This is a genomic window from Micromonospora sp. ATLC16, assembly GCF_057196645.1.
The window spans coordinates 26,984-51,298 of record NZ_JBXUOW010000027.1; the positions used below are offsets into that span (position 1 = coordinate 26,984).

The following is a 24,315-nucleotide window of genomic DNA, read 5'->3' on the forward strand; positions in this document are numbered from 1 at the left end:
CCTGGCAAACCCCGAAAGCCTAGCCACGCCCGCAGCCACCCCGCCAGATCCACCGGGCACGCAGGTCCACAACCTGACGACTCCCGGTGCTCAGGACCATTCTTCGTCGGGTGCCGCCGCTGCGGTCGCGGGTGGGCCGCCGTGGGTCCACGGGGTCTCCTCGACGGCCGGAAACGCCGCGCCCGGCACGTAGGCATCGCTGAGCGTGGTGTAGCAGAGGCGCTCCCCCACCTCCGGCACGCTGCCCGGGTTGGCCGTCAGGCCGCGCCCCATCCCGCCGGACAACTCCAACACCACCTCGGTCTTACCGTCGGCCGTCGGGGTGACGAACATCGTCCGCGCCTTCTGCCCGGGACGGGACGGGCTGGACAGGGTGGCGCCTACCGATACCAGCACCGGGTCGGTGGTCATCAACTGGATGCGCGGGCGCAGCACCGGCCGTCGGCCACTGTCGTCTACCCGGGTCGGGTCGGCCAGCAGGACCTCGCCGACGAACGCCTCGCCGGTCAGCCGGTACTCGGCCATCACCAGCGGGTCGTCGTAGGCGCGCTGTACCGCGTAGGTCGCGGCAGCCCGCTCCAGGCGGTGCAGCCGGGCCGCAGCGGCCACCGCACCGTCCCGGCGCGGCTGCGGCGCACCATCGGAGTCGAGATGGTCGGCGTGGGCGGTGAAGGCGTCCCGGTCGCCGTCCCAACGCCCGGCCACCCGGGCGCCGGGCGGCAGGGCCCGCAGCAACCCCAGGCCGCGCCACATCAGCTCCCAGGTGGGCGTCAGCTGGTCCCGCAGCAGCCGCTCCAGCTCCGCGTACGCCTCGACGCGGGTCGCCTCGTCGGCGTCGGCGTACGCCTCGATGGCCGGCGCCAGCAGCCGGTTGTCGAACTCGGGATCGGTGGCCGGGCCGGCCGGCGGGCAGATCGACGGGTCCTCGGCCCGGGCGGCGGCCTCGGCTCCGGACAGCCCGGTCGGTGGGGCGATCCAGCTCAGCAGCGCCGGCAGGTGCAGATCCTCCACCGCGCTCTGCCCGGTCGCCCAGTGCAGCGTCAACGCCTGCGTCATCGCCACCAGCGCCGACGAGCCGGGATGTTCGGCCCGTTCGGCGAGGAAGGTCAGCCAGCGGCCCAGCAGTGGCACCTGCGGCGGCACCGGATACTCGCCGTCGACCCGGCGGAACCGGGTGGACCGGCCGAGCAGCCGCAGGAACGTCACCCCCGCCGGGTTCGGCACCAGCAGCTGCGGGGCGTCGAGGTACCGGTACCGGACGTCCCGGCCCCGGTCCACGGCGACCGCCTCGTTCGCGGTGCGGTGTGCGTCCACATAGGGCAACACGATCGCGGCCAGCTCGGCGGCGAACGCGAACCGTTGGTCCCGGTTTCGCGGCTGCGGCACGATCAGCAGCCGCCCCTCGCCGGGGGCGGAGCCGACCATCGCGGCGAGCGGCGCGTTGGCCTCCCCTGCCATCGCCAGCGGCACCAGCACCAGCGGTCGCCTCGACAGGTGCAGGTGACGGACGGTGGCCACCGGCTGGGCCACGCCCGTGGCCACCGCCTGCGCCGCCGCCAACGCCCGCAACGTGCTCATGTCGGCGCTCCGCTGCGCCGCGCGCCGACCTGAGACACCACGACGCCGTGCCCGATGCGCTCGCTCATGCGGTGGCGAGGGCGTCGGCGCGCAGGCGGGCCGCGGTCCGCAGCAGCGCGGCGGCCTCCGCCTGCTCGGGGCCGGTGGTGGTTTCCCCACCGGCGAGCGCCAGCACCTCACCGACGTCAGCGATCCCGCCGAGCGCCTCGCGGGCCGGACGGCCGAGCGCCCCGGTCTGCCCGCGCGCCTCGTGCCGGCAGAGGTACGCCAGCTCGCAGCTGGCCAGACAGTCGGGGGCGTACCGGGCCGGCACCCGGGCCAGCGAAGTGGCCAGGACCGCCGGATCGGCGGCGGGATCGGCGGTGAAGTCGGCCGGAACGTCGGCCAGCAGCGCGTCGAGCCGGTCCATCCGATCCAGTTGCCGGCGCACCACCAGCAGTTGCCGGCGTACGTCGAGCAGATGCGCCACCGGCTCGTTGCTGAAGTCCCGGGGACAGACCAGCACCACCTCGTGCGACACCAGGTGCGGATCGTGGCCTCGGGCGGTGAACAGCTCCCGCAGCGCCAGTACGTACACGGCCGACTGCACCGCCGCGGCAGCCAATTTCGCCGGGTCGGCCTGGCCGTCGATCACCGGAAACGACTTGATCTCGACCACGTGGAACCGGCCGCCCAGCCGGGCGGCCACCAGGTCCGGTTCCAGATGTACCCGCTGCCCGGCGACCGTCAGGCCGAGCATCGGATGGTCGAACAGCGCCGCCGGGCCGTCGGCACGCGGCGGCTCCCCGGCACCGGACAGATCGGCGGTGTCGGATCGGACAGGCGTCAGCGCCTCGGTGAGCAGGGTCGCCGACCGTCTGGCTCGGGCGGCCGGGTCGTCGCCGTCACCGAGGTCCGTCCAGCTGGCCGCCGCCGGCACCGGCACGCCGAGCCGCTCCGCGACCAGCCGCAGCAGTTCGGCACCGCCGTCGGCCTTCACCTGCGCCTCGAACGTGTTGCCCCGGGCGATGGCGAAGCGGGACTGCCCGAACCGCGCGGGAAAGCCGACCCGCTCAGCCAGTGCCGGCTTGTCCACTCCGGCGCCGTCGAGGACCGCCCGCCGGGTGCAGCCAGGGTTGCCGGTCAACGCGGCGATCGTACGGGCGTTGTGTCGTTTCGGTGGTGCGTCGCCCCGGATCGCGGCCAGGCGCTGCTCGGTGTCGGTCACGACAGGCCACGATAGCCGCGGTGGCGAGTTCCGGCCCGTCACGGCCACGCCCCGAGGTGGCCGTCAGCCGGCCAGCAGGCGCTCGGCCTCGCCCCGGCGTACTCGGCAGCGCAGAAGGTGCACTGCTGGATGTGACGGGTACGCACCGGGACCAGTGGGATGAAGAAGAGACTGAACTTCGTCGAGCGACGGGTGAGCACCTGGGCGGCGTGCTGCCCGCAGTGACGGCAGACCTGCTGCACCACCGCCGACCGGGTGACCTTGGTCCGGAGTCCGAAGATGAGGAACACCGCCGGCCAATACCCCGTCGCGGGGCGGATGATGCCGACCGCGCGGACGGCCACCAGCCTGTCACCGGTGACCGTCCGTGCCGCTGCGGGTCAGCCGGCCGTGGCGGTGGTCTCCTCGGGCACCTCGTGGAAGCGGCGCAGCTCGGCCAGCCCGGAGACCGACCCGGCCCAGCTCAGTCCTGCGGTTACCCGGTCAGGGCAGCCAGTCCGGGCGCAGCGGATAGCCGTTCACCGCGTCCGGGCCGTTGCGCGTCGCCACCACCTGATGCAGTTGGATGCCGTTGCGCTCGAACGCCAGCCGTGAACCGGCCATGTAGAGCCCCCACACCCGGGCCGTACCCGCACCCACCTCGGCGACGCAGAGGTCCCAGTGCTCCACCAGGTTGCGGCACCAGGCGGCGAGGGTCAGCGCGTAGTGCTGGCGCAGGTTCTCCTCGTGGTGCACCTCCAGCCCCGCATCGTGGACCTCACCGATCACCCGCCCCGGGCCGGACAGCTCACCGTCAGGAAAGACGTACCGGTCGATGAACGCCCCGGAACGGTGCGGCGCCCGGTTGTCCGCGCGGGTGATGCAGTGGTTGAGCAGCCGGGCCCCCGGGCGCAGCCGGTCACGCAGGAACCCGAAGTAGGCCGGATAGTTGCGGACTCCGATGTGCTCGGTCAGGCCGATCGAGGAGACCGCGTCGAACTGCTCGGGCGGAGCGTCGCGGTAGTCCAGGTGCCGCACCTGCGCCAACCCGGCCAGCCCTTCCCGCTCGATCGCCGCCTGCGCCCACTGTGCCTGCGCCCGCGACAGCGTCACCCCGAGCGCCTTGACGCCGTACTCCCGGGCCGCATGCCGGACCATGCCACCCCAGCCGCAGCCCACATCCAGCAGCCGCATTCCCGGCCGCAATCCGAGCTTGCCGGCGACCAGGTCGTACTTGTTCGCCTGGGCCTGCTCCAGGGTGTCGTCCGGGCTGCGGTACACCGCGCAGGTGTACGTCATCGACGGGCCGAGCACCCGCTCGTAGAAGGCGTTCGACACGTCGTAGTGGTGCGAGATGGCGCTGCTGTCGCGGGTCCGCGAGTGCCGCAGGCCAGCCACGATCCGCCTCCAGCGGGGCCGGGCCTCCTGCGGCGGGGCCGGCGGTGGCAGCAGCCGCTCCCAGCCCAACTCGCGCACCAGAGCCAACCCGTCGGCCAGCGCCGGTGCCCGCATCCGCACCCCGGCGAGCACCCGCAACGCGTCGTACGGGTCGCCCGGGTGCACTCCCTCCAGGATCAGGTCACCGCTGACGTAGGCACGCGCCAAACCCAGATCCCCCGGCGCGGTGAGGAGGTACGACAGTCCGCGCTCGGAGCGGATCGACAGGGTGATCCCGGCGTCGGCCGGGCCGATGGAGCTGCCGTCGTACGCGGTGACGCGTACCGGCAGGGGGCCCGAGGTCACCGTCCGGACGATGTCCGCCACGGTCGATCCACGCCGCCGGCCCCCCGGGGGCGGCGTGGCGGGAGCGCCTGCCGCTCCCTGGCTTCGGTCGGTGAGACTCATGCCGGCACTCCGCTTCGTTCGCTCATGCTCGTGCTACCGCCTTTTCGTACAGTCCGGTTAGCCGATGCTCCGGGTCGTACCGCTCCCGCACGGCACGCCATGTCCCGCCGCCGTAGAGCCGGTCGAACGAATCCCGGTCGTAGTACGCGTCGGAGTAGAGCGACTTGTGCCCGCCCGTCTCCGACACCGCGCGCTCGATCTCCCGGTTGACGTCGCCGTCGGCGGCGCCCTCGGCGATCGGCACGCTGCCCCAGAACCCGATGTTGACGTAGTCCTGCCCCGGGCGTAACGGATACAGCGGCCAGGACCGGGCCGATCCCGGGCCGCCCGGCTCGCGCAGCCGCAGCGGACACAACCACACCGGCGTCATTGCGACGTTGGCGGCGAACCAGTGCAGGAACTCGGCGGTGCGGTCCAGTGGGATCTCCACGTCCTGCACGACCCGCTCCCGGGCCGGCTGCCCGCGCCACCTGTCGACCCGGGCGGCGACCTGGTGCCGGTGCTCCAGGCGCACGATGCGGTGGTAGACGTCGCTGCGTCGCCACCGCGCCGGCCACAGCCGTCGCACCACCGGATGCTGGGCGCCGAACGCCGCGGAGCACCAGAACCAGTCGGTGTCCCAGCGCCACAGGTAGTCGTGGGCGGTCAGCGAATCGTGCGGGCGCTGGCGCAGCGACCGGTAGTAGATTTCCTGGCCGGTGTAGTCGGAGACCGCCGGCGCGTCGTCGGTGAAGCTACCCAGCACGAGGTACGCCTCATCGGGGCTGAACATCACCCCGTCCATCGCATCGACGCTCGCACCGGCCCACCGGCGGGTAGCGGTGATCTCGCCGATCGCCTCGGTCAACGCGGTCAGGTTGGTGAACCGCAGGTTGCGCAGGCCCACGTACCGGCGGACCGGTTGCAGCTCGATCCGCAGCCGGGTGGCGTACCCGAGACTGCCCAGCGAGTTGGGGAAGGCCGCGTACAGGTCGGCGTGTGGGCCGTCGGGCCGGGCGGTGACCACCTCACCGGCGCCGGTGAGCACGTCCAGCTCGGTCACCGACTCGTGCGGCAGCCCGTTGCGGAACGAGGTCGACTCGATGCCCAGCCCGGTCACCGCCCCACCGAGGGTGATGGTGCGCAACTGCGGCACCACCAGTGGCATCAGGCCGTGCGGCAGGGTCGCGGCGACCAGCCGTTCGTAGGTGCACATGCCCTGCACGTCGGCGGTGCGGGCGCTCGGATCGACGCCCAGCACCCCGCCGAGACCGCTGACGTCCAGGCCGGAGGCGGGGACGCTGCGCGGACGGAACAGGTTGGAGGTGCGCTTGGCCAGCCGCACCGGCCGGCCGGGTGGCACCGCCGCATACGACCGTCGCAGCTGGGCCACCGCCAGGTCATGATCACGCACGGCGTGCATGGGATCACTCTACGCGGACCGTGACCGCCCGGCGGGATGTCCACCAGAGGTGTTTCGCACCCAGATCAGGTTGGACGCTGGGGGCGACTGGTCGCCGCCGCGCACCGTGGGACAGGATGCCGGAATGTCGGAAACCGATGGATCGGGCAGCGTCTACGGCACCCGCCGAGCCGGACCGTCCCGCGATCCACTGCTCGTGGCGGCGCTGGCGGTCGGGCTGGTCGGCGTACTGCTGGGGGTGCTGTTCGCCACCGGCGTGCTCGGCGGCGAGAAGCCGGAGCCGACGCCGACGGTGGCCGCCCCCGCCCCGCGTACGGTGCAGGCCAGCCCGACCGAGAGCGCACCGGAACCCAGCCCCACCCGGTCCGAGCCGTCCCCCACACCGAGCCCCAGCGAGGATCCGGACGCGGTCACCGGGCCGAAGGTGTTCCGTGGGGTCGGTTCCGGTCTCTGCCTCGGCCTCGACGGCGACGGTGAGAGAGCCGTCGCCAAGCTGGCCGACTGCAGCGGCGGGCCGGAGCAGCAGTGGGTGGTGAACGCCTTCGGCCCGGACACGGTGACGCTTACCAACGCCGCCCACAACCAGTGCCTCGACGTCGAGGGCGGCAGCGGTGACGACGGTGCCCGGTTGCAGCAGTTCGGCTGCCACGGCGAGGGCAACCAACAGTGGCGGCTACGACCGGTCGACGGCGGCGCGACCGTGCTGGTGGCTGTGCACAGCGGCAAGTGCGCCCAGGCCCGCGACGGCGGCGCCGGGGCCGGCACCGACATCGTCCAGGCGCCCTGCGACGGCAACCCTGCCCAGCGCTGGACGCTTCAGTAGCCGAGCGCTCAGGCGCCCGCGTCCCCGGCGAGGCAAGGAAGCCCTGAGCCGCCCATGTCACTGCGACACAATCATGTCAGGCTGACATGCCGGCCAAGAGGAAAGCTGCTCTCCGACCGGTCACCCGCCGCCCAGGCCGAGCCTAGCGGCGGCCCCGGCGGGCCCGCAGGTAGTCGCTTACCACGTACTCGCCGAGGTCGCCGGCGTCCGGGGTGAACACCCGCCCACCGCTGCGGCGGGCCACCGCGTCGACGAACCGGCGCAGGCCGGGATCGTCGCCGAGCATGAAGAGGTTCAGGGTGGCCCCGTAGCGGCCGAGCCGATCCACCTCCCGGACCGTCGCCTCGATCGTCTCCGGCGACGGCGGCCAGGCGAACAGCGCCTCACCGTCGTCCGGATCCAGGTGGGCGGTCGGTTCCCCGTCGGTGACCACGAGCACCACCGGCTCCGCGTCCGGATGACGCCGCAGATGCCGGCCGGCCAGCCGCAACGCGTGTTGCAGGTTGGTCCCCTGCATCATGTCCGGCTCGACGGCGGCCAGTTCCTGCTGGGTCAGCGACTCGGCCCGCCGGCCGAACCCGATGATCTGCAACGCGTCCTGCGGAAACCGGGTGGCCATCAGATGCGCCAGGGCCAGCCCGGTCTGCTTCATCGGCCCCCACCGCCCCTGCGAGATCATCGAGTACGACAGGTCGACGCAGAGCGCCACCGCCGCCGACGCCCGCCGTTCGGTCTCGACGACCTCGAAGTCCTCGACGGCCAGTTGCACCGGCACGCCGGGACCGGCCCGGCGGACCGCCCGGGTCAGGGTTCGCACCACGTCCAGCGGCTGCTCGTCGCCGTACTCCCAGGGCCGCGACGCCCCGGTCACCTCGCCGGCCGCTCCGGCCGAGCGCAGGTCGTGTTGGCCCCTCGGGCCCGCGGTCAGCTCGGCGAAGACCTGCCGCAGCGCGGTGCCGCCGAGGCGACGCAGCGCCTTCGGGCTCAGGGTCAGACCGTCGGCGTCGCGGTTCACCCAACCCTGTCGGCGCAGCTCCCGCTCCAACTCCCGCAGCCGGCGTACGTCGTCGGCCGCGTCGCGGCCCAACGTCCGGGCCACCGCGTCGACGTCGATGTCGTCCAGGGTCGCCCCGGGGTGCGCCTGGCCCAACTGGTCGAGCAGGTCATCCAGTTCGGCGATCTCGTCGAGCGCCCCGGTCGCCTCGCCGTAGCCCAGCGGCTGGCCACCCTGCGTCCGCTCACCCCGCCCCCAGCGCAGGTCGGGCCGGAGCGCCCGCAGGTTCCCCTCCAACGCGGCCAGCTCACCGGCGAGCCGGTCGCCGAGGGACTCGCGCATCAGCCCGGCGAGTTCCTCCCGCTGCCGCTGCGACAGCGAGTTCAACAACCGCTGCCCGGCCGCTGATCGTCGAGCCAGGATGTCGATCAGCTCGTCCACGTCACGGGGGCGTTCCGGGAAGAACTCGCCGTGCCGGCGCATGAACTCGGCGAACGTGTCGGTGGTGTCCTCGGCGCGGGCGTGCCGGGCCAGCAGGGCGTTGAGGTCCCGCATCATCTCGGCGACCTGCTCCTGCACCGCCGGGTCACCGGCCAGCCGCGCCGAGTCGCGCAGCCCGGCGAAGCGCTGGCCGAGCACGTCGTCGCGCAGCCCGTCGAGGATCCGCTGGTAGGTCTGCCGGGCTTCGTCGCTCACCCACCGGTAGTCGGACAGGTCCCGCACCGCCTGCGCGGTCGAGCGGGGCAGATCGTCCAGCACCGTCTCGGCGAACCGGGCCGCCTCGTCGTCGCGGCGGGCCAACTCGTCCCGCTCGGCGGCCAGCGCCTGGTCGAGCAGCGCCCGCGCCCGGGTCACCGCACCGTCCAGCTCACCCCGGCGCAACGCCTCGCGCCGCAGCCGGCGGGCGCGGGCGGTCAGCCCGTCCAGCCCACCACGCCCCTGCGGGCCCCGGCGCAGCAGATCCCGCAGCGCGTCCCGGAGGCTGCCACCGGTCAGCACCTCCGCGCCGACCTGATCCACCGCGCCCTGCACGTCGTACGGCGGCGCAAGCGGATCGGGGCCGCCGCGCCACTGCCCGTACCGGAACTTGTTGCCGGCCATCTCAGTCCCGGCCGCCGTAGCGGGTCCGCCCGGCGTCCGTGACGTCCTTGCCCAGCCGGCGGCTCAGATACAGCCCTTCGAGCACGAACTCGACGGCTGCCGCGGCCTGCCCGGTGCTCGGCGCGTCGCCGATGCCGAGCCGGTCGAGCACCTTGGCCAACCCCGGCACCGTGCCCACCTGGCGCAGCAGTTCAGCCGCCGACACCAGCTCGCCGGTCTCGACCGCCTGCCCCTCCCCGACGAGTGCGGTGAAGCCGGACAGGTCCAGCCCGGCCAGTCGGGCCCGGAACGTCTCGGCGGTGGCGGTACGCAGCAGGTGACCGAGAAGCTCGATCTCCCGGCCCTCCTCGCCGCTCTCGAACTCCACCTTGCCGCGCAGCGTGGACGTCACCGACACCGCGTCACCCACCCGCGCCACCGCCTCGGCCGACGGCAGTTCCGAATCGCTGCCCAACAGGCACGCCCGGCGCAGCGCGGCGGCGGCCACGGTCTCTGCGGCGGCGATGGCGAACCGGGCGGAGACACCGGAACGCGGGTCCACCGACGGCGACTCGCGTACCCCCCGGGCGAACCGGGCCAGCACCTCCAGCACATGTTCCGGCACCTCGGCGACCAGGTCGGCCTCCTGCCGGATCAGCGCCAGCTCCAGCTCCAGGCCGGTCGGGTAGTGGGTGCGGATCTCCGCGCCGAAGCGGTCCTTGAGCGGCGTGATGATCCGCCCCCGGTTGGTGTAGTCCTCCGGGTTGGCGCTGGCCACCAGCAGCAGGTCCAGCGGCAGCCGCAACTGGTAGCCGCGTACCTGGATGTCCCGCTCCTCCAGCACGTTGAGCAGCGCCACCTGGATCCGCTCGGCCAGGTCGGGCAGCTCGTTGACCGCGAAGATGCCCCGGTTGGTACGCGGCACCAGCCCGAAGTGGATCGTGTCGGGATCGCCGAGCGTTCGGCCCTGGGCCAGCCGGACCGGGTCCACGTCGCCGATCAGGTCGCCCACGCTGGTGTCCGGGGTGGCCAGCTTCTCCCCGTAGCGCATCGAACGGTGCAGCCAGCCCACCGGCAGGTCGTCGCCGGCCTCGGCGACCAGCGCCCGCGACGCCGGGGTGACCGGGTGCAGCGGGTGCTCGTTGAGCACCGAGCCGACGATCACCGGCGTCCACTCGTCCAGCAGCGTCACCAGGGACCGGATCAGCCGGGTCTTGCCCTGGCCCCGCTCGCCGAGCAGCACCATGTCGTGCCCGGCGAGCAACGCCCGCTCCACCTCCGGCAGCACGGTGTCGTCGTACCCGACGATGCCGGCGAACCGTGGCGCGCCGTCGCGCATCCGGGCCCGCAGGTTGTCGCGCAGCTCCTGCTTGACGGTGCGGTAGCGGTGTCCGGCGGCGCGCACCCCACCGAGCGTGGCGGGCAGGTCGGCCGGTGGGGGCGGCGGAACGAACAAGGACTCACTCACCCCGCCCACGCTAGCGCGCTCCTGCCCCCGTCGACCTCCGTCGACCTGGCACGATCATGCATCTACCCGATGAAGAGGAGGCGGTGGTGGTGCTCTCCATCGATCGCGAACCCTGGGAGTCGGCCGACGCCACCCGGCTCCGCGCCGCCCAACGGGCCGAACTCGACGCCCGCTACGGCTGCGACGACCACGAGCCGGGCGAGGAGCCCACGGCCGAGACGGTGAGCGTCTTCCTGGTCGCCCGAGACCCCGGCGGCACCGCCGTGGGCTGCGGCGGCCTGCGCCTGCTCACCGCCGGTTCCGCCGAGATCAAACGAATGTACGTCAGTCCGCCGGCCCGGGGCACCGGCGTCGCGACCGCCATCCTGCACGCATTGGAACAGGCCGCCCGCGACGCCGGCATACACACCCTGCTGCTGGAGACCGGCACCGCCCAGCCCGACGCGATGCGCTTCTACGAGCGGGAGGGCTACCGGCGCATCGACAACTTCGGGCCGTACCGGGGTGAGCCACTCTCCGTCTGCTACTCCCGCGACCTGCCGTGACAGCCCGGTCCGCCGCCCATCCCCGTGCCGGACGGCGGACCGGGCCCACCGGTCACCCCTGTCGGCAGCGACCGCAGACGCCCCGGCGGCCGACACCGGTCCCAGCAGCGCCGGCGCCATCGATGCGGCCAGCGCACCGAGCCCGGCCACGACGTAGCCGAGCGCGACCAGTACGAGCACCGCGACAGGGGAGGTGAACATCTGCGCGAAAGCCGCGCCGCCAGGTGGAGCCGGCGACCAACGGGCGCAGCGGCGCAGGAGTTTGCATCACCACATGATGCCGATGCCCCGCCGGCCGGTCACCGCCACCTGGGATACGACAGTTCCGCGGGCTGCCACGCTTCGTTTCCGCACCTATACTCGCGGTGAAGCTCCCGCCGCCACGGCCGCTGGCACCTGGCCCACCGGCGACAGCCACGACCCAGCCACCCCATGGCCAGAGTCCCAGGCGCGGAGGTGCGGTGCTGTACTTCTTCCTCAGCTACGCCAGAGGCGACGAGGACGCACTCGTCCAGCGGTTCTACGAGGATCTCAGTGCCGAGGTTCGGCTGGTCGCCGGTCTGTCCCGGGACGAACGGGTCGGTTTCGTCGACCGGATGATCATGGTCGGTGAACGGTGGCCGCAGCGTCTGGTCGAGGCGCTCGGCAGTTGCGGCTCCTTTCTCGCCCTGATGACCCCTCGGTACTTCCAGAGCAAGCCGTGCGGCCAGGAGTGGCAGTTCTTCGCCGAGCGCACCGCACGCTTCGAGAGCCAGCGAAGGGTGGACACCTCGCTGCTCAAACCACTGATGTGGATTCCGGCACAACCCGGACGCATCCATCCGGTTGCCCAGCCGTTGCAGTACTCCTCCGACAGCCTGGGCGATCTGTACCAACGCCTCGGCGTACGGCAACTGATGCGCCTCCAGCGGCACAGCGACGACTACCGCACCTTTCTGTTCGAGCTGGCCAGTCAGATCGTGACCAGTGTGGAGACTCACCCGTTGCCGGAGCATCGCCGCCCGGTCGAGCTGCACGCCGTCGAGAGCGCCTTCCACGCCAGGCCGACCGCCGACGCCGCCACCCGCCCCAGCGGGGACGACGGCACCAGGCCGATGCTGGTCCATTTCGTGGTGGCCGCCTCCGGTCGGGACGAGATGCGCGGGGTGCGTCAACACCTTGCCGCGTACGGCGACGACGCGTTGCAATGGGCGCCGTACCGCCCGCCGATGCCGGAGCCGCTCATCGAGTACGCCCGGGAGATCGCCGCCGACCACAGCTACCAGTGCACCGTGGTGGAGGTGGACAAGCTGCCCCGCAGCGCCGAGCAGGCCGCCCGCTACAACCAGCTGCTGGTGCTGATCGTCGACGCCTGGCTGACCCGCCTGCCGCAGCGGCGGCAGGCGCTGATCGAGCACGCCTCCCTGGCGCTGGGCGGCGACCAGCGTGCCGCCACCGCGGTCCTCATCCCCGGCAGTCGTGACGACCCGGAGACCCGCGAACAGTGGCAGGAGCTGTCCCGCGCGTGCCGGGAGATATTCGACGGCTTCACCTCGGACGACGAGCTCTACCGGTCGAACATCATCACCCACCGCGCCTTCGAGGAACTGCTTCCGCAGGTGCTGGAGGTCGCCCGCAACCGCGTGTTCAGTCGAGGTGCGGTGCACCGGCCACCCGACCCGTCGACGGACACCTCGCCACCGCGACTCGACGGCCCGTGGGCGCGCGACGACGATCAGCGTGAACGGGAGGACCAGCGTGACGACCAGTGACACGATCGCGACGGCCGGCGGCAGGGAGGGCCGGATCATCACGTTCTACTCGTACAAGGGCGGCACCGGACGCACCATGGCGCTGGCGAACGTGGCCTGGATCCTCGCCGCGAACGGACACCGGGTGCTGGCCGTGGACTGGGACCTGGAATCGCCGGGCCTGCACCGCTACTTCCACCCGTTCCTGCTCGACAAGGACCTGCGCACCTCGCGCGGCGTGATCGACATGGCGCGCGACTACGCCGACGCCGCCGTACGGCCCATGGACGAGACGGAGGATCCGGACTGGGTCGAGACGGCCGCCGACGTGCTGCGGCACGCGGTGTCGTTGGAGTGGCGCTTCCCGCCGCCACCCCGCGAGGTGTCCGGCTCGACCCACCCCCTCCGCCCCGGCTTCCTGGACCTGCTGCCCGCCGGGCGTCAGGACCCGTCGTACACGAAGGCGGTCAGCACCTTCGACTGGCAGACGTTCTTCGAGAAACTCGGCGGCAACGCCTTCCTGGACGCGCTGGCCGCGAGCATGCGGGCGAACTACGACTACGTGCTGATCGACAGTCGGACGGGAGTCAGTGACGGCGCCGGCATCTGCACGGTGCGGCTGCCCGACACGGTCGTCACCTCGTTCACGCTGAACGAGCAGAGCATCGACGGTGCCGCCGCGGTGGCCCGGTCGATCGTCCGGCAGCGTGGCGACCGTCCGGTGCGGATCCTGCCGGTGCCGATGCGGGTCGACAACGCCGAGCAGCTCAAGCTGGAGGCCGGCCGGGATCAGGCCCGCCGGCGGTTCACCCCGCTGCTGCCGAGGTTCACGCCCGAGGAGAGTGACCGGTACTGGGGCGAGGTCGAGATCCCCTACCAGCCGTACTACGCCTACGAGGAGATCCTGGCGACCTTCGGGGATCGCGCGCACCACGAGGCGAGCCTCCTGGCCGCGTACGAGCGGCTGACCCGTGCGATCACCGAGGGCGACGTCGAGGATCTGCCTCCGATGGAGGACCGGCTCCGACGCACGTGGTTGGCCAAGTTCGAGCGGCAGCGGCTCGGCGGCGCCGCTCCCGACGTCTTCGTCAGCTACGCGGCCCTGGACCGGGCCTGGGCGGAGTGGATCTGCGACGAGCTTCGCGCCGCCGGCCTGCGCGCGGCCATGCGCGAGGTGGACTTTCCCGCCAACCCGTCCGGCGGCGATCCAGCAACCGTCGGCCTGGACGACGCCGCCCGGCTCGTCGTGCTGCTGTCCCAGGAGTACATGCAGTCGCCGAACGCGGCCCAGCTGTGGAGCCGGGCCACCAACCACGATCCCACCACCGGCACCAGCTACCTGGTGCCGGTCCGGCTGGACAACTCGCGCGCCCCCGGGCTGTTCCTGGAACGGATCCCGGTCGACCTGGTGGGTGTCGGCGCGCAGGAGGCCACGGCCAAGCTGCTGGAGGCGCTGGATCACCCCGCCCGGCCCGCGCCCGAGCCGGAGGACCCTCAGCAACGCCGCCGGTTCCCGGGAAACGAGCCTCCGGTCTGGCGGGTGCCGCTGCCGCGCAACGTCCAGTTCGTCGGGCGCGGCCCGCTGTTGGAGGAGATGCGCGACTGGCTCTCCAGCTCCGACGCGGGGCACGTGCCGCTGGCACTGCACGGGCTCGGCGGCGTCGGCAAGAGCCAGATCGCGCTGGAGTACGCCTACCGGTTCCGCGCCGAGTACGACATCGTCTGGTGGATCTCGGCGCAGCAGCCGAGCGTCCTGCGTCTCGCCCTGGACGCGCTCGCCGACCGGCTGGCCGCCGAACTGGACGCCCCGTTGAGCGGCAGCGTGAGTGAACGGGTCAGCTGGGTCCTCGATGTGCTGCGCCGCGGGGTGCCGTTCCGGCGCTGGCTGCTCATCCTGGACAACGCCGACGATCCCACCGAGCTGCTCGACCTGATCCCGCAGGGCTCCGGGCACATCCTGGTCACCACCCGCAACCATGCCTGGGCCCGGCCAGCCCGGATGTTGGAGGTGGGTGCGTTCGACCGGGAGGAGAGCGTGGACCTGCTGGTCCGGCGGGCCGGCCATCTGGCCCGCGGTGAGGCCGAGCTGATCGCCGCCCGGCTCGGTGACCTGCCGCTGGCCATCGAGCAGGCGGGCGCGTGGCTGGCCACCACCGGCGAATCACCAACCGTGTACCTCACCCGGGTCCGGCGCTACCTGCCGGACATGCTCGCCGAGGAACTGCCGGCCGACTACCAGCAGACCGGCGCCCAGCCGTGGCTGATCTCCCTGGACAGTCTACGGGAACGCAATCCGGCGGCGGCGAAGCTGCTGGAGGTCTGCGCCTTCTTCGCCAGCGAGCCGATCCCGATGTCGCTGATCACCGGGGACCGCTTCATAAACGTGCTGCTGCCCTACGACCCGTCGTTGCGCGACCCGCTGCTGATGGGTCGGACGCTGCGCGACATCGGGCGGTACGCGCTGGCCCGCATCGACAGCGTGCGCGGCGGCGGGCGGGGCCGTGGCCCGGACCGGGCCGACGAGGCCGGCCAGGCCAGCCTGAGCATGCACCCACTGGTGCAGGAGTTGATCCGGGAATCGCTGTCGGCGGCGGAGAAGAACGAGAACCGCCAGCAGGTGCACGCCATCCTGGCCGCCGCCAACCCCAAGGACCCGGACCATCCGGGCAACTGGCCGATGTACGCGGAGCTGTGGCCGCACCTGCTGCCGTCGCGGACCCTCACCTCGGACCAGCCCGAGGTGCGGCAGCTGTTGCTCGACGTCGCCCGCTACATGTGGATCCGGGTGGACTCCGCCACCTGCGCGGAGTTTGCCGAGCAGGCGATCGAGCTGTGGCAACGGCGGTACGGCTCGGACGACCCGCAGACGCTGATGATGCGGTTCCAACTGGCCAACGCCCTCCGTCTGGACGCTCGTTACCAGGACGCCTACGACATCGACCGGGACGTGCACGACCGGCTCCGCCGTACGCTCGGCGAGGACCACGAGTACACGGTGATCGCGGCCGGAAGTCTCGCCGCCGACCTGCGGGCACTCGGCTTCTTCGAGCGGGCCAGGGAACTGGACACGCGCACCGAGGAACTGGCTCGGGAGGTGTTCGGTGAGGATCATCCCCGCGCGCTCATCGCGGCGCACAACCTGGCCATCTCGCTGCGCCTGGTCGGTGACCTGCGTGGCGCGCTGAGCCGCAACGAGCGCACGCTGGCCCGGCGTCGGGAGACGCTCGGCCCGAGGCACCCGTTCACCCTCTTCTCGGCCGCCCAGTACGGCCGCGACCTGCGCGACGCCGGGGATCTCATCGAGTCCCGACGGGTCCTGGAGGCTGCGGTGGAGGCGCACCGGCTGGTGCTGGGTGAGGAGGACCCGGAGACGCTGCGGGCGTTGAAGAACTACGCGGTGACGCTACGCAAGATCGGTGAGTTGGAACGGGCGCACGCGCTGAGCATCGACGTGCTGATGCGGTCCCGCCGACGGCACGGCCCGGACCACCCGGACGTGCAGGCCAGCGCGATGAATCTGGCCTGCGACGAGTCGGCCATCGGCGACGACGTGGGTGCCCTGCGCCGGGCCCGCCCGGTGCACCGCTGGTACCGCGACAACCTGGGCGGGGACCACCTGTTCACCCTCGCGTACGCCAACAATCTGGCGATCTTCCTGCGCAAGGCGGGCGACGCGGAGACCGCCTTCGAGGTCTCCGAGGAGGTGGTCGCCCGGCTCGGCGAGCAGATCGGGGCGGATCATCCGTACACCCTGGCGGCCAACATCAACCTGGCGAACTGCCGGTTCGGGCGGCGGCAGTTCACCGAGGCCCTGGCCAGCGACCGAGAGGCGTACGAGCGCAGCCGGCGGATCCTCGGGCCGGGGCACCCGGACACCCTGGCGGTGGCGAACAATCTCGCCACCAGCCTGAGCGTCACCGGTGACCACGGCGGTGCCCGGTCGCTACGGGAGCAGGTCATGCCGCTGTTCCGTCGGGTGCTCGGCGAGGAGCACCCGAACACCATCGCCCTCGTCGAGGCGAACCGGCTCAACTGCGATCTTGAGCCGCCACCGACCTGACCGGCACCGCTCCGATCGGCTGCGGATCGTCCGCAGCGGGCACACACGCCACCGGGGTGAGCCAGCGGGCCAGCTCAAGCGGGTCCGGTGCCGCCGTACTCTCCGCGACCGCGCACAGGACGGCCCGACACAGTTCCGGGTCGGCGCGCACCGCCGCCTCGCCGGCCGGTAGCCGACCGTCGGCCAGGGTCAGGCCGACCCACGCCGCCACCTGATCGGGCTGCCGGCGCAGTTGCCGCTGGTACCAGGCACGGGCGGTGAGGTGATCACCCGCCGCCAACGCCAGGTCGCCGGCCGACGCTTCCGGGAGCGCCTCGGCGAGGCGTTCGGTGCCGTTGCGCAGCCGCTCGAAACGAGCCGGGTCGGCCAACCGCAGCCGGACCAGATCCAGTCGCGGGCTGCGGCTCAGCCACCGGCCGTCCGCGGGGCGCACGGCAACCGGAACGGTGATCGCGGGGCAGGCCGCGCCCGTGCGCCACGCATCGGCGAGCCGCCGCACCAGCCGTGCCTCCGGTCGCCGGTTGCGCAGCCGCCACACCGTCCAGTGATCGTCGGCCGCCTCCCGGGCCAGCGTGGCGGCTGCCGCCGGCACCGCCTCGTCCCGCCAGCCGTCGATCACCTCGCCCAGCCCGGCCACGAACCGGCGGCCGGCCGCCGTCAGCCCCCCGTACGCCCGGATGTCGGCGCAGGTTCGGGCGACCCGGTCCCGCCAACGGGCGAACTCCACCTCGGCCAGTCGGCTCCGGCCGGGCGGGAGCTCCGTCCGTTGGGTACGCCAGAACTCGGTCACCGCCACGAAGGCGTAGACGCCGTGCAGCGCGGCACCGAGCGGACGGGGATCGTCCCGCCAGGGCGCGTAGTAGTACCGCCGGTCCTCGGCGTCGTGCAGCGGCTCGATGTCGATGGCGGCACCGAGTTTCGCGTGCTGGAACTCGTGCAGCAGGCCGAGGGCCAGCGCCGTACCGTCGGCGGGCGGGGTCATCGAGACCGCGCCGAAGGCGTCCATGCTGGTGACGTTCACTCCGGCGCTGGCCGAGTCCGCCTGCAACGGCACCACGGTCCGCAGCCCCTCGGAGATCGCCTCCGCATGCCCACGATGATGCCGGACCAGGATCAGCCAGGCGTCGTCGAGCATCCGCTGCCACCGCCCGACCACGGCCGCGTCCAGCCGCCCGGTCGCGCAGAGCCGGTGACAGTCGCGGTACGGGTCGAGGTCGTCGAGCCAGAGTGCGACGCTGAGACCGTCGGCGCTGCTGGTCAGCCGGTGCAGACCCGACCAGCCGTCGCGGTCCACACCGGCACCTGCCGGCAGGTCACCGTCGGGGGTGGGTACCTCCACCGACCCCACCCGCACCCGGCCTCCCGACCGGGAAACGGTCACCGGGCCGACGCCACCGCAGCGTGCCCGGCCCAGGAATGGCAGGAAAACCTCACCCTCCGGTGCCGGGAGGGCCAGTTCGAAGTCCAGGCCGGCCCGGATCGCCGCCGTCGCGGCCAGCGCGCCGAGATGTCCCAGGTCGACCTCGGCCGGGTGGTCCGCCTCGGCCGGCGGCTCCAGGCCGGCGGTGGTGCGGCCGGACGCCGCCGGCACCGGAGGGCGCTCCGGCCGCTGCCGCAGTCGTCGCAGGGTGACCGCCAGCCACGCGCCGGTGTGCGGCAGGGCGAGCAGGTCCGGGCCGATCGCCGGATCGCGCCGTACCGCGGCGGTGAGCAACGCGAAGTACGCCGAGGTCCGTGCCGGATCGGCCAGGTCGAGCACCGCGCGCAGGTGCAGCATCCGTTTGCTGACCTGCCCGGCGCGCAGCGTACGCACCAGGTCGGCGCTGCCCGGGCCGACGGCGAGCGCGTCGAGATCGACCGGCCGTAGCCGGTGGTAGCCGCTCACCGGCCCCGGCTCCCCAGGCGGGCCAGGTCGGCCCGCAGCCGGCTCGACACGTGTTCGATGAGCAGCCGCAGATCCCGGCAGTAGACGGAGGGGTTGCGGAAACTGCCGGCCCGGTACCGGTGCGGGTAGTTGCCGCCGCCGCAGACCAGGTGGACAGGACAGGCCCGGCACTCGGCGGCCAGCGCCGACAGACCCGCCTGGCGTACGGCCACGGCAGGGTGCCGCAGCACCTCGTCGAAGGAGTGGTCGAAGACCGTCAGATCGGTGTCGACCGCGCCGGGATACGTGGACCGCAACGTGTCGACCTGTTCGTACCCGCCGTCGGTGTTGACCACGACGGCGGCGACCGGGCTCAACCCCACCGACTCGGTCCGGCTGCTCCCACCGAGCATCAGGTTGATCAGTTCTTCGAAGAGCCGGACCCGGGTGAGCCGCACCGGCACGTCGTACCACGCGTCGAAGGCGTCGCAGAGCCAGCTGCCGTACGCGGCCTGCCCCCGACCGGGTGGCGGGGTGTCCCAGTTGGCGTGCGGCAGCAGGAAGTCCACCATCGGCGGCCGGTACGCCAGCAGGGCCTCGTAGGTCCGCCGGGGGTCGGCGTCGAGGTCGACGACGCAGAGAATGCCGGCGTACGCCCCGGGACGGTCGGCCAGCAGCCGCAACGCCCGGTCCACCTCGTCGAAGCTGCCACGTCCCGAGGCGTACCGTCGGCGCCGGTCGTTGGCGGCCCGGTCACCGTCCAGGCTGACCCCGATCAGCACGCCCGCGTCGGCCAGCACGGACAGCGCCCGTTCGTCGAGCAGGGTGCCGTTGGTCTGCACACTGATCCGGGCGGAGCTGGGTCGCAGGGCCGCCCGCAGCCGCTCGGCCATCCGCGCCAACGTCGCGGCGCCGGCCAGCAACGGCTCACCACCGTGCAGCACGATGCGCGCCGTGCTCAGTTCGTGCGCGCGGACGTGCTCGGTCACTCGCCGGCAGGTGAGATCGAAAATGTCGGCGGACATCAGCGGTGGGTCGGTGCGGGCGCGCTGATCCGCCAGCTCGTACATGTAGCAGTAGTCGCAGGCCAGGTTGCATCTGCTGTGGACCTTGAGGATGAACTCGGAGAAGGGCACCGGCCGCACCGCTGCCGGAGGGCCCACCACCGCCTGACCACGCCCCTCGGCCGGCATGGTCACATCGCCGAGTTCCACCCGGCGACCGCGTCCTGCGGGCGGTCGATCTCAGCCAGGATCCGGCGTAGTGAGCAGGCGAACGGCGATCCGTCCAGCTCCGGCAGATCGGCGAGGCTCACGTCGCTGAGGTCCACCAGGACTCCCAGGGAGCCGTCTTCGGTCGTATCCATAGTGATCCGTCCACCCGCGAAGGAAACTCGCGCCCGAATGAGCGATGACTTGTGCGGGAGCCGCCGGACCAGAGCCCGCCCCTACCGCCGAACCCGCCGACGAACCGGGCCATCGTAGCGGCATCGCGCAACGCGGCGACTCGGGTGGGTCAACTGCTTCAACGCTTCCGGTGGTGCGGCGGACATCGGCCGCACGGTCAGCCGCGGGCCCGGGACCTGACGAACTTCGGTATCGCGGCCAGCCCGGTGACCGGTCGGAACGCTCGGGCCGCGTTGACCAGTGCGGCGTACTCGTCCTCGGTCAGATCGATCTCCGCGGCGGCGGCGTTCCGCTCCAGCTGCTCCACGCTGGACGCACCGGGAATCGCCACCACGTTCGGATGATGCAGCACGTACGCCAGGGCGATCTGGCTCGCCGTGGCGTCGTGCGCGGCGGCCACCTGGCGCAGCGTCTCGATCAGCGCGCTGCCGCGTTCCAGGTTCTCCGGCAGGAAGTACGGGTTGGCCCGCCGGATCGCGCCGACGGGCTGATGGTTCGCGTCGTACCGCCCGGAGAGAAAACCCTGTGCCAGCGGGCTGTACGCGATGACCAATCGACCGGCCTGCTCGGCGTACCGGAGAAGTTCCTCCTCCGGTTTGCGATCCAGCATGCTGTAGCGGACCTGGTTGCTGAGCACCCGCCGGCCCAGCGCCGTTTCCGCCACCTGCCAGCGGCGCAGGCTGTAGTTGCTCACCCCGACCTCGGCGACGAGGCCGACGTCCTGCAACGCGCGCATCCCGCGCATGGTCCGGTGGTCACTGACCAGCGGGTTGGGTTGGTGCACCTGGTAGAGGTCGATGCTGGTGACGCCGAGCCGCACCGCCGAGGCGACCGCCCGCTGCTGCACCACCGATGCGACCGGCAGCACCGGCAGGATCTTGGTGGCGACAGCGACCTTGTCCCGATCCGTGGCCAGCGCCGCGCCGAGGAGCCGTTCGCTGCGACCGAAGCCGTAGACCTCGGCGGTGTCGAAGAGAGTCACGCCCAGCTCGACGGCGCGTTTGACGATGCTCGCCGCCAGCCGCTCGTAGTCCGGGCCGTACCCCCACTCCCGCGAACCGAACTGCCACGTACCGAGACCGATCCTGGACAGGGGCTTGGGAGTGTCGAGCCGCACGTAACGCATGGGGTCGACGCTACCCGTCGCGGCGCACCACGGCCGCAACTCGACTCGACGACCGGACCTCGGGCTATCGTCATGATCGTGACCTACCGGTGGACCGAGCAGGACGGGCTGCTCGACACGAGCCGGGTCGCCCGACACGGATCGGCAGGTCGTCGGACCCTGCCCCTGGGCCGGTGCCCAGCCTTAGCGTGAACGGTGGAGGTGGCCCATGCGAGTGGCGGTGTTCAGCACCAAGCCGTACGACCGGACGTTCCTCAGCGAGGCGAACGCCGCGGCCGGTCACGACCTGGATTTCCTCGAGCCGAGACTCACCGCACAGACCGCACGGCTGGCCGAGGGGTCGAGCGCGGTCTGCGCCTTCGTCAACGACGACCTCTGTGCCGAGGTGCTCGACCAACTCGGCGAGATCGGTGTCCGGGTGGTGGCGCTGCGCTCGGCCGGTTTCAACAATGTCGACGTGGTCGCCGCCCGAAAGCTGGGCCTGACCGTGGTGCGGGTGCCGGAGTACTCGCCGCACGCGGTGGCCGAGCACACCGCCGGCCTGATCCTCGCCCTGAACCGCAAGATCCACCGGGCCTACAACCGGGTACGCGAACACAACTTCGCCCTCGCCGGCCTGCTCGGCTTCGACCTGTACGGCCGTACGGTGGGCATCGTTGGCACCGGGCGGATCGGTGTCTGCGTCGCCCAGATCATGGCGGGTTTCGGTTGCCGGGTGCTGGCCACCGACCCGTACCCGAACGACGCGGCCCGCGCCGCCGGCGTGGAGTACGTGCCGCTGGAGCAGTTGCTCACCGAGTCGCACATCGTCACCCTGCACTGCCCGCTCACCTCGGACACCCGGCACCTGATCGACGCCGAACGCATCGCCCTGCTCCGCGAGGGCGTCATGCTGATCAACACCGGCCGGGGCGCGCTGGTGGACACCCGGGCCGTGATCAACGGCCTCAAGAGCGGCCGGATCGGCTACCTCGGCCTCGACGTGTACGAGGAGGAGAGCGACCTGTTCTTCGAGGACCGCTCCGAACGGGTGCTCGGTGACGACGACTTCGCCCGACTCACCACCTTCCCCAACGTGTTGATCACCGGGCACCAGGCGTTCTTCACCGAGGACGGCCTGCACAACATCGCCAACACCACCCTGACCAATCTCTGCATCGTCGAACGAGACGGCCCCGACGCCGTCCCCACCGCAGCTCGGGTCTGCTGAGTGCGACCCGCTTGCCGGTCCCGGTCGATCTGACTCGCCCGGCGGTGCACCACGCCGACACGGTGCGCGATGTGTCGGAAACCGAACGTAGCGTTGTCGGCGGACAGACACACACGAGTGTGGATCAACCCGACCGATATAGCTTGCCCATCGGAAGCGTTCAGCTTCGATGAGGAGGGCTCTCGTGACGTCCACACCACTCAGCAGAACCCGACCGGGGATCATTCTCGCGATCGGGATCACCGCCGTCCTGGCCTCGGCGCTCGCCGCCGCACCGGCCACCGCCGCGTCGACCACCCAGGCCACGACCACCGCCGCCCGCACCGACGTGCACGGCGCGGTCGCCGACTCGGGCGCCGTGCCCGCCGCCGCGCGGCACGGCCTCGATGGCGTACGGGGTTCCGGCACCTCCGGATCGGTCGGCACCGGCAAGGCCGGACCGGGCGGCAGCCGGTTCGACGCCGGCACTCGTCCCGCCGCCGCCGACGGCGACTCGATCGGCATCCAGAGCGTCATCGGCACCGACAACCGGGTCCGGGTCAACCCGACCACCGTCTTCCCGTCCAGCGCCATCGTGCAGATCGTCCGCACCACCAACGGCAGCACCTGGGGTTGCACCGGCTGGCTCTACGGCCCGAGCATCATCGCCACCGCCGGGCACTGCGTGCACCCGGGCGGCGGCCAGAACGGCGGCGGCGGCAACAACTTCTACCCGCGCGGGGACTTCCAGATCATCCCGGGCCGCAACGGGACGTCGACGCCGTACGGCACCTGCACCGCCACCCAACTGCTGTCGGTCACCGGCTGGACCCAGAGCGGCGACGAGACGTACGACTACGGCGCCATCCGGCTGAGCTGCGCCGCCGGCAACAGCACCGGCTGGTTCGGCATGTGGTGGCAGAGCGCCTCGCTCACCGGCACCGCGACCACGGTCAGCGGTTACCCGTGCGACAAGACCTTCGGCCAGCAGTGGCGGCACGCCAGGCGGACCGTCGCGGCCACCCACGCCCGGCAGGTCTTCTACCAGAACGACACGTTCGGCTGCCAGAGCGGCAGCCCGGTCTACCAGACCCGGGCCGCCGGCAGTTCGTACTGTGTCGGGCAGTGCGTGATGGCGATCCACGCGTACGGCCTGCACGGCTCCTCGCCACACTCCACCAACAACCACGGCACCCGCATCACCGAGAGCGTCTTCAACAACCTGATCACCTGGCGTGACAGCTGACCCGAGTTGCCCGTGCGGGTGGGCCGGCGAACACCCGCCCACCCCCACGGAACCGTTCCCGCCTCGGGTACGTCCCAGCTACTGTCCGTCATCGCCAGTGAGGAAGCAGACATGAGCCGTAAGCGCGTCGGGGTGCTCGCACTCCTGATCGCCGCACCGTTGCTGATCGGGGCGAGCCTGCTGGCCTTCGGCGGAGACGATTCGGTCTCCGACGACGGGCCGCCGCCCCCGCCCGGTCGCACCAACCCGACCGGCACCGTGACCGGTACCGTCACCACCCCGGCGGGCGACCCGGTGCGTCAGGCGTCCGTGCAGGTCGCTCCCCTTGACGAGCCCGCGCCGGCAATTCCCGAGATCGGCGTCCTGACCGGAGACGCCGGCCGCTACGAGTGGCGGCTACCGCCGGGCCGGTACGAGATCATCGTGAGCACCGGCGAACGGAACAGCGCCCCGCAGACCGCGACGGTGACCGCCGACCAGGTCACCCGACTCGATTTCACCCTTTCCTGAGCGCGCCGCACCTGAGGTGATTCCGACCAGCGCCCCCAGCTCGACCGGGCCGAGCGGACGCTCGGCTGTCGCGAGGTGCTTCATCGCCTGGTACTCGCTCGGACAAGGCCGAGCCGGCGGCCCAGCGTGACGTCCAGGGCCGCCGCCAACCGCCAACGCCCGGCCCGGACCCGGGCGGCCGATGCCACGGCGGCCGCGCTCATCGCGGGCACGACAGCGATCCGGGCCTGGTCCGCCACGCGGCGTCGGCAAAAGGTCGAGTG

At 72.1% G+C, this 24,315-nt stretch carries 18 protein-coding genes; 7 read left to right on the plus strand and 11 right to left on the minus strand.

Annotation, left to right across the window (positions count from 1 at the left end; all coding sequences use genetic code 11):
- Positions 1-90 precede the first annotated feature (90 nt).
- The 5 genes from AC2CHE_RS13875 to AC2CHE_RS13895 form a co-directional block, all read right to left on the minus strand.
- The gene (locus AC2CHE_RS13875) at positions 91-1,578 is read right to left on the minus strand and encodes a hypothetical protein (RefSeq protein WP_484505306.1); all 1,488 of its coding nucleotides are present in this window, start codon (positions 1,576-1,578) and stop codon (positions 91-93) included.
- A gap of 64 nt (positions 1,579-1,642) precedes the next feature.
- A complete protein-coding gene (locus AC2CHE_RS13880) occupies positions 1,643-2,785 on the minus strand; it encodes a hypothetical protein (RefSeq protein WP_484505307.1) in 1,143 nt (380 codons plus the stop codon).
- Between the two features lie 38 nt (positions 2,786-2,823).
- Entirely contained in the window at positions 2,824-3,129 is a 306-nt protein-coding gene (locus AC2CHE_RS13885) for a zinc-ribbon domain-containing protein (RefSeq protein ID WP_484505308.1), read from the minus strand.
- Between the two features lie 139 nt (positions 3,130-3,268).
- Positions 3,269-4,609 carry a class I SAM-dependent methyltransferase gene (locus AC2CHE_RS13890; RefSeq protein ID WP_484505309.1) on the minus strand — a complete coding sequence of 447 codons (1,341 nt, stop codon included), beginning with the start codon at positions 4,607-4,609 and terminating at the stop codon, positions 3,269-3,271.
- A 22-nt stretch (positions 4,610-4,631) separates the two neighbouring features.
- Positions 4,632-6,011 (minus strand): FAD-binding oxidoreductase, encoded by a 1,380-nt coding sequence (locus tag AC2CHE_RS13895; RefSeq protein ID WP_484505310.1) that lies wholly within the window; start codon positions 6,009-6,011, stop codon positions 4,632-4,634.
- 124 nt (positions 6,012-6,135) lie between these two features.
- Between AC2CHE_RS13895 and AC2CHE_RS13900 the strand changes: the two genes are divergently transcribed.
- Complete coding sequence (locus tag AC2CHE_RS13900) at positions 6,136-6,834, plus strand: RICIN domain-containing protein (RefSeq protein WP_484505311.1); 699 nt, start codon at positions 6,136-6,138, stop codon at positions 6,832-6,834.
- A gap of 142 nt (positions 6,835-6,976) precedes the next feature.
- On the opposite strand, the gene AC2CHE_RS13905 is transcribed toward AC2CHE_RS13900, so the two are convergent.
- Together AC2CHE_RS13905 and AC2CHE_RS13910 are read right to left on the minus strand one after the other, a co-directional pair.
- Positions 6,977-8,929, minus strand: coding sequence for a vWA domain-containing protein (locus tag AC2CHE_RS13905; protein ID WP_484505312.1), 1,953 nt, complete (start codon positions 8,927-8,929; stop codon positions 6,977-6,979).
- A gap of 1 nt (position 8,930) precedes the next feature.
- Positions 8,931-10,376, minus strand: a complete 1,446-nt coding sequence (locus AC2CHE_RS13910) for a magnesium chelatase (RefSeq protein WP_484505313.1) — start codon at positions 10,374-10,376, stop codon at positions 8,931-8,933.
- Positions 10,377-10,432: 56 nt separating this feature from the next.
- Here AC2CHE_RS13910 and AC2CHE_RS13915 point away from each other — a divergent pair, with 56 nt between their 5' ends.
- From AC2CHE_RS13915 to fxsT, 3 genes are all read left to right on the plus strand, one after another.
- Positions 10,433-10,921 (plus strand): GNAT family N-acetyltransferase, encoded by a 489-nt coding sequence (locus tag AC2CHE_RS13915; RefSeq protein WP_484505314.1) that lies wholly within the window; start codon positions 10,433-10,435, stop codon positions 10,919-10,921.
- Positions 10,922-11,382: 461 nt separating this feature from the next.
- A complete protein-coding gene (locus tag AC2CHE_RS13920) occupies positions 11,383-12,672 on the plus strand; it encodes a TIR-like protein FxsC (RefSeq protein WP_484505315.1) in 1,290 nt (429 codons plus the stop codon).
- Positions 12,659-16,711 (plus strand): FxSxx-COOH system tetratricopeptide repeat protein, encoded by a 4,053-nt coding sequence (gene fxsT / locus AC2CHE_RS13925; RefSeq protein WP_484505316.1) that lies wholly within the window; start codon positions 12,659-12,661, stop codon positions 16,709-16,711. Before AC2CHE_RS13920 ends, fxsT begins: the two co-directional genes overlap by 14 nt.
- On the opposite strand, the gene AC2CHE_RS13930 is transcribed toward fxsT, so the two are convergent.
- From AC2CHE_RS13930 to AC2CHE_RS13945, 4 genes are all read right to left on the minus strand, one after another.
- Positions 16,680-18,596 (minus strand): HEXXH motif domain-containing protein, encoded by a 1,917-nt coding sequence (locus AC2CHE_RS13930; protein ID WP_484505317.1) that lies wholly within the window; start codon positions 18,594-18,596, stop codon positions 16,680-16,682. The two genes, fxsT and AC2CHE_RS13930, sit on opposite strands and share 32 nt — an antisense overlap.
- Positions 18,593-19,789 (minus strand): FxsB family cyclophane-forming radical SAM/SPASM peptide maturase, encoded by a 1,197-nt coding sequence (locus AC2CHE_RS13935; protein WP_484505318.1) that lies wholly within the window; start codon positions 19,787-19,789, stop codon positions 18,593-18,595. The genes AC2CHE_RS13930 and AC2CHE_RS13935 overlap by 4 nt, the downstream gene beginning before the upstream one ends.
- On the minus strand, positions 19,771-19,941 hold the full coding sequence (fxsA, locus tag AC2CHE_RS13940) for an FxSxx-COOH cyclophane-containing RiPP peptide (protein ID WP_484505319.1): 171 nt from the start codon (positions 19,939-19,941) through the stop codon (positions 19,771-19,773). The genes AC2CHE_RS13935 and fxsA overlap by 19 nt, the downstream gene beginning before the upstream one ends.
- A 197-nt stretch (positions 19,942-20,138) precedes the next feature.
- Positions 20,139-21,107: an aldo/keto reductase gene (locus AC2CHE_RS13945; protein WP_484505320.1), complete on the minus strand. Its 969-nt coding sequence runs from the start codon at positions 21,105-21,107 to the stop codon at positions 20,139-20,141.
- Between the two features lie 208 nt (positions 21,108-21,315).
- Here AC2CHE_RS13945 and AC2CHE_RS13950 point away from each other — a divergent pair, with 208 nt between their 5' ends.
- The 3 genes from AC2CHE_RS13950 (at position 21,316) to AC2CHE_RS13960 (ending at position 24,052) form a co-directional block, all read left to right on the plus strand.
- The gene (locus AC2CHE_RS13950) at positions 21,316-22,317 is read left to right on the plus strand and encodes a 2-hydroxyacid dehydrogenase (RefSeq protein ID WP_484505321.1); all 1,002 of its coding nucleotides are present in this window, start codon (positions 21,316-21,318) and stop codon (positions 22,315-22,317) included.
- Positions 22,318-22,501: 184 nt separating this feature from the next.
- The gene (locus tag AC2CHE_RS13955) at positions 22,502-23,542 is read left to right on the plus strand and encodes a trypsin-like serine peptidase (protein ID WP_484505322.1); all 1,041 of its coding nucleotides are present in this window, start codon (positions 22,502-22,504) and stop codon (positions 23,540-23,542) included.
- Between the two features lie 111 nt (positions 23,543-23,653).
- Positions 23,654-24,052, plus strand: a complete 399-nt coding sequence (locus AC2CHE_RS13960) for a carboxypeptidase-like regulatory domain-containing protein (RefSeq protein WP_484505323.1) — start codon at positions 23,654-23,656, stop codon at positions 24,050-24,052.
- Positions 24,053-24,315: the final 263 nt, after the last annotated feature.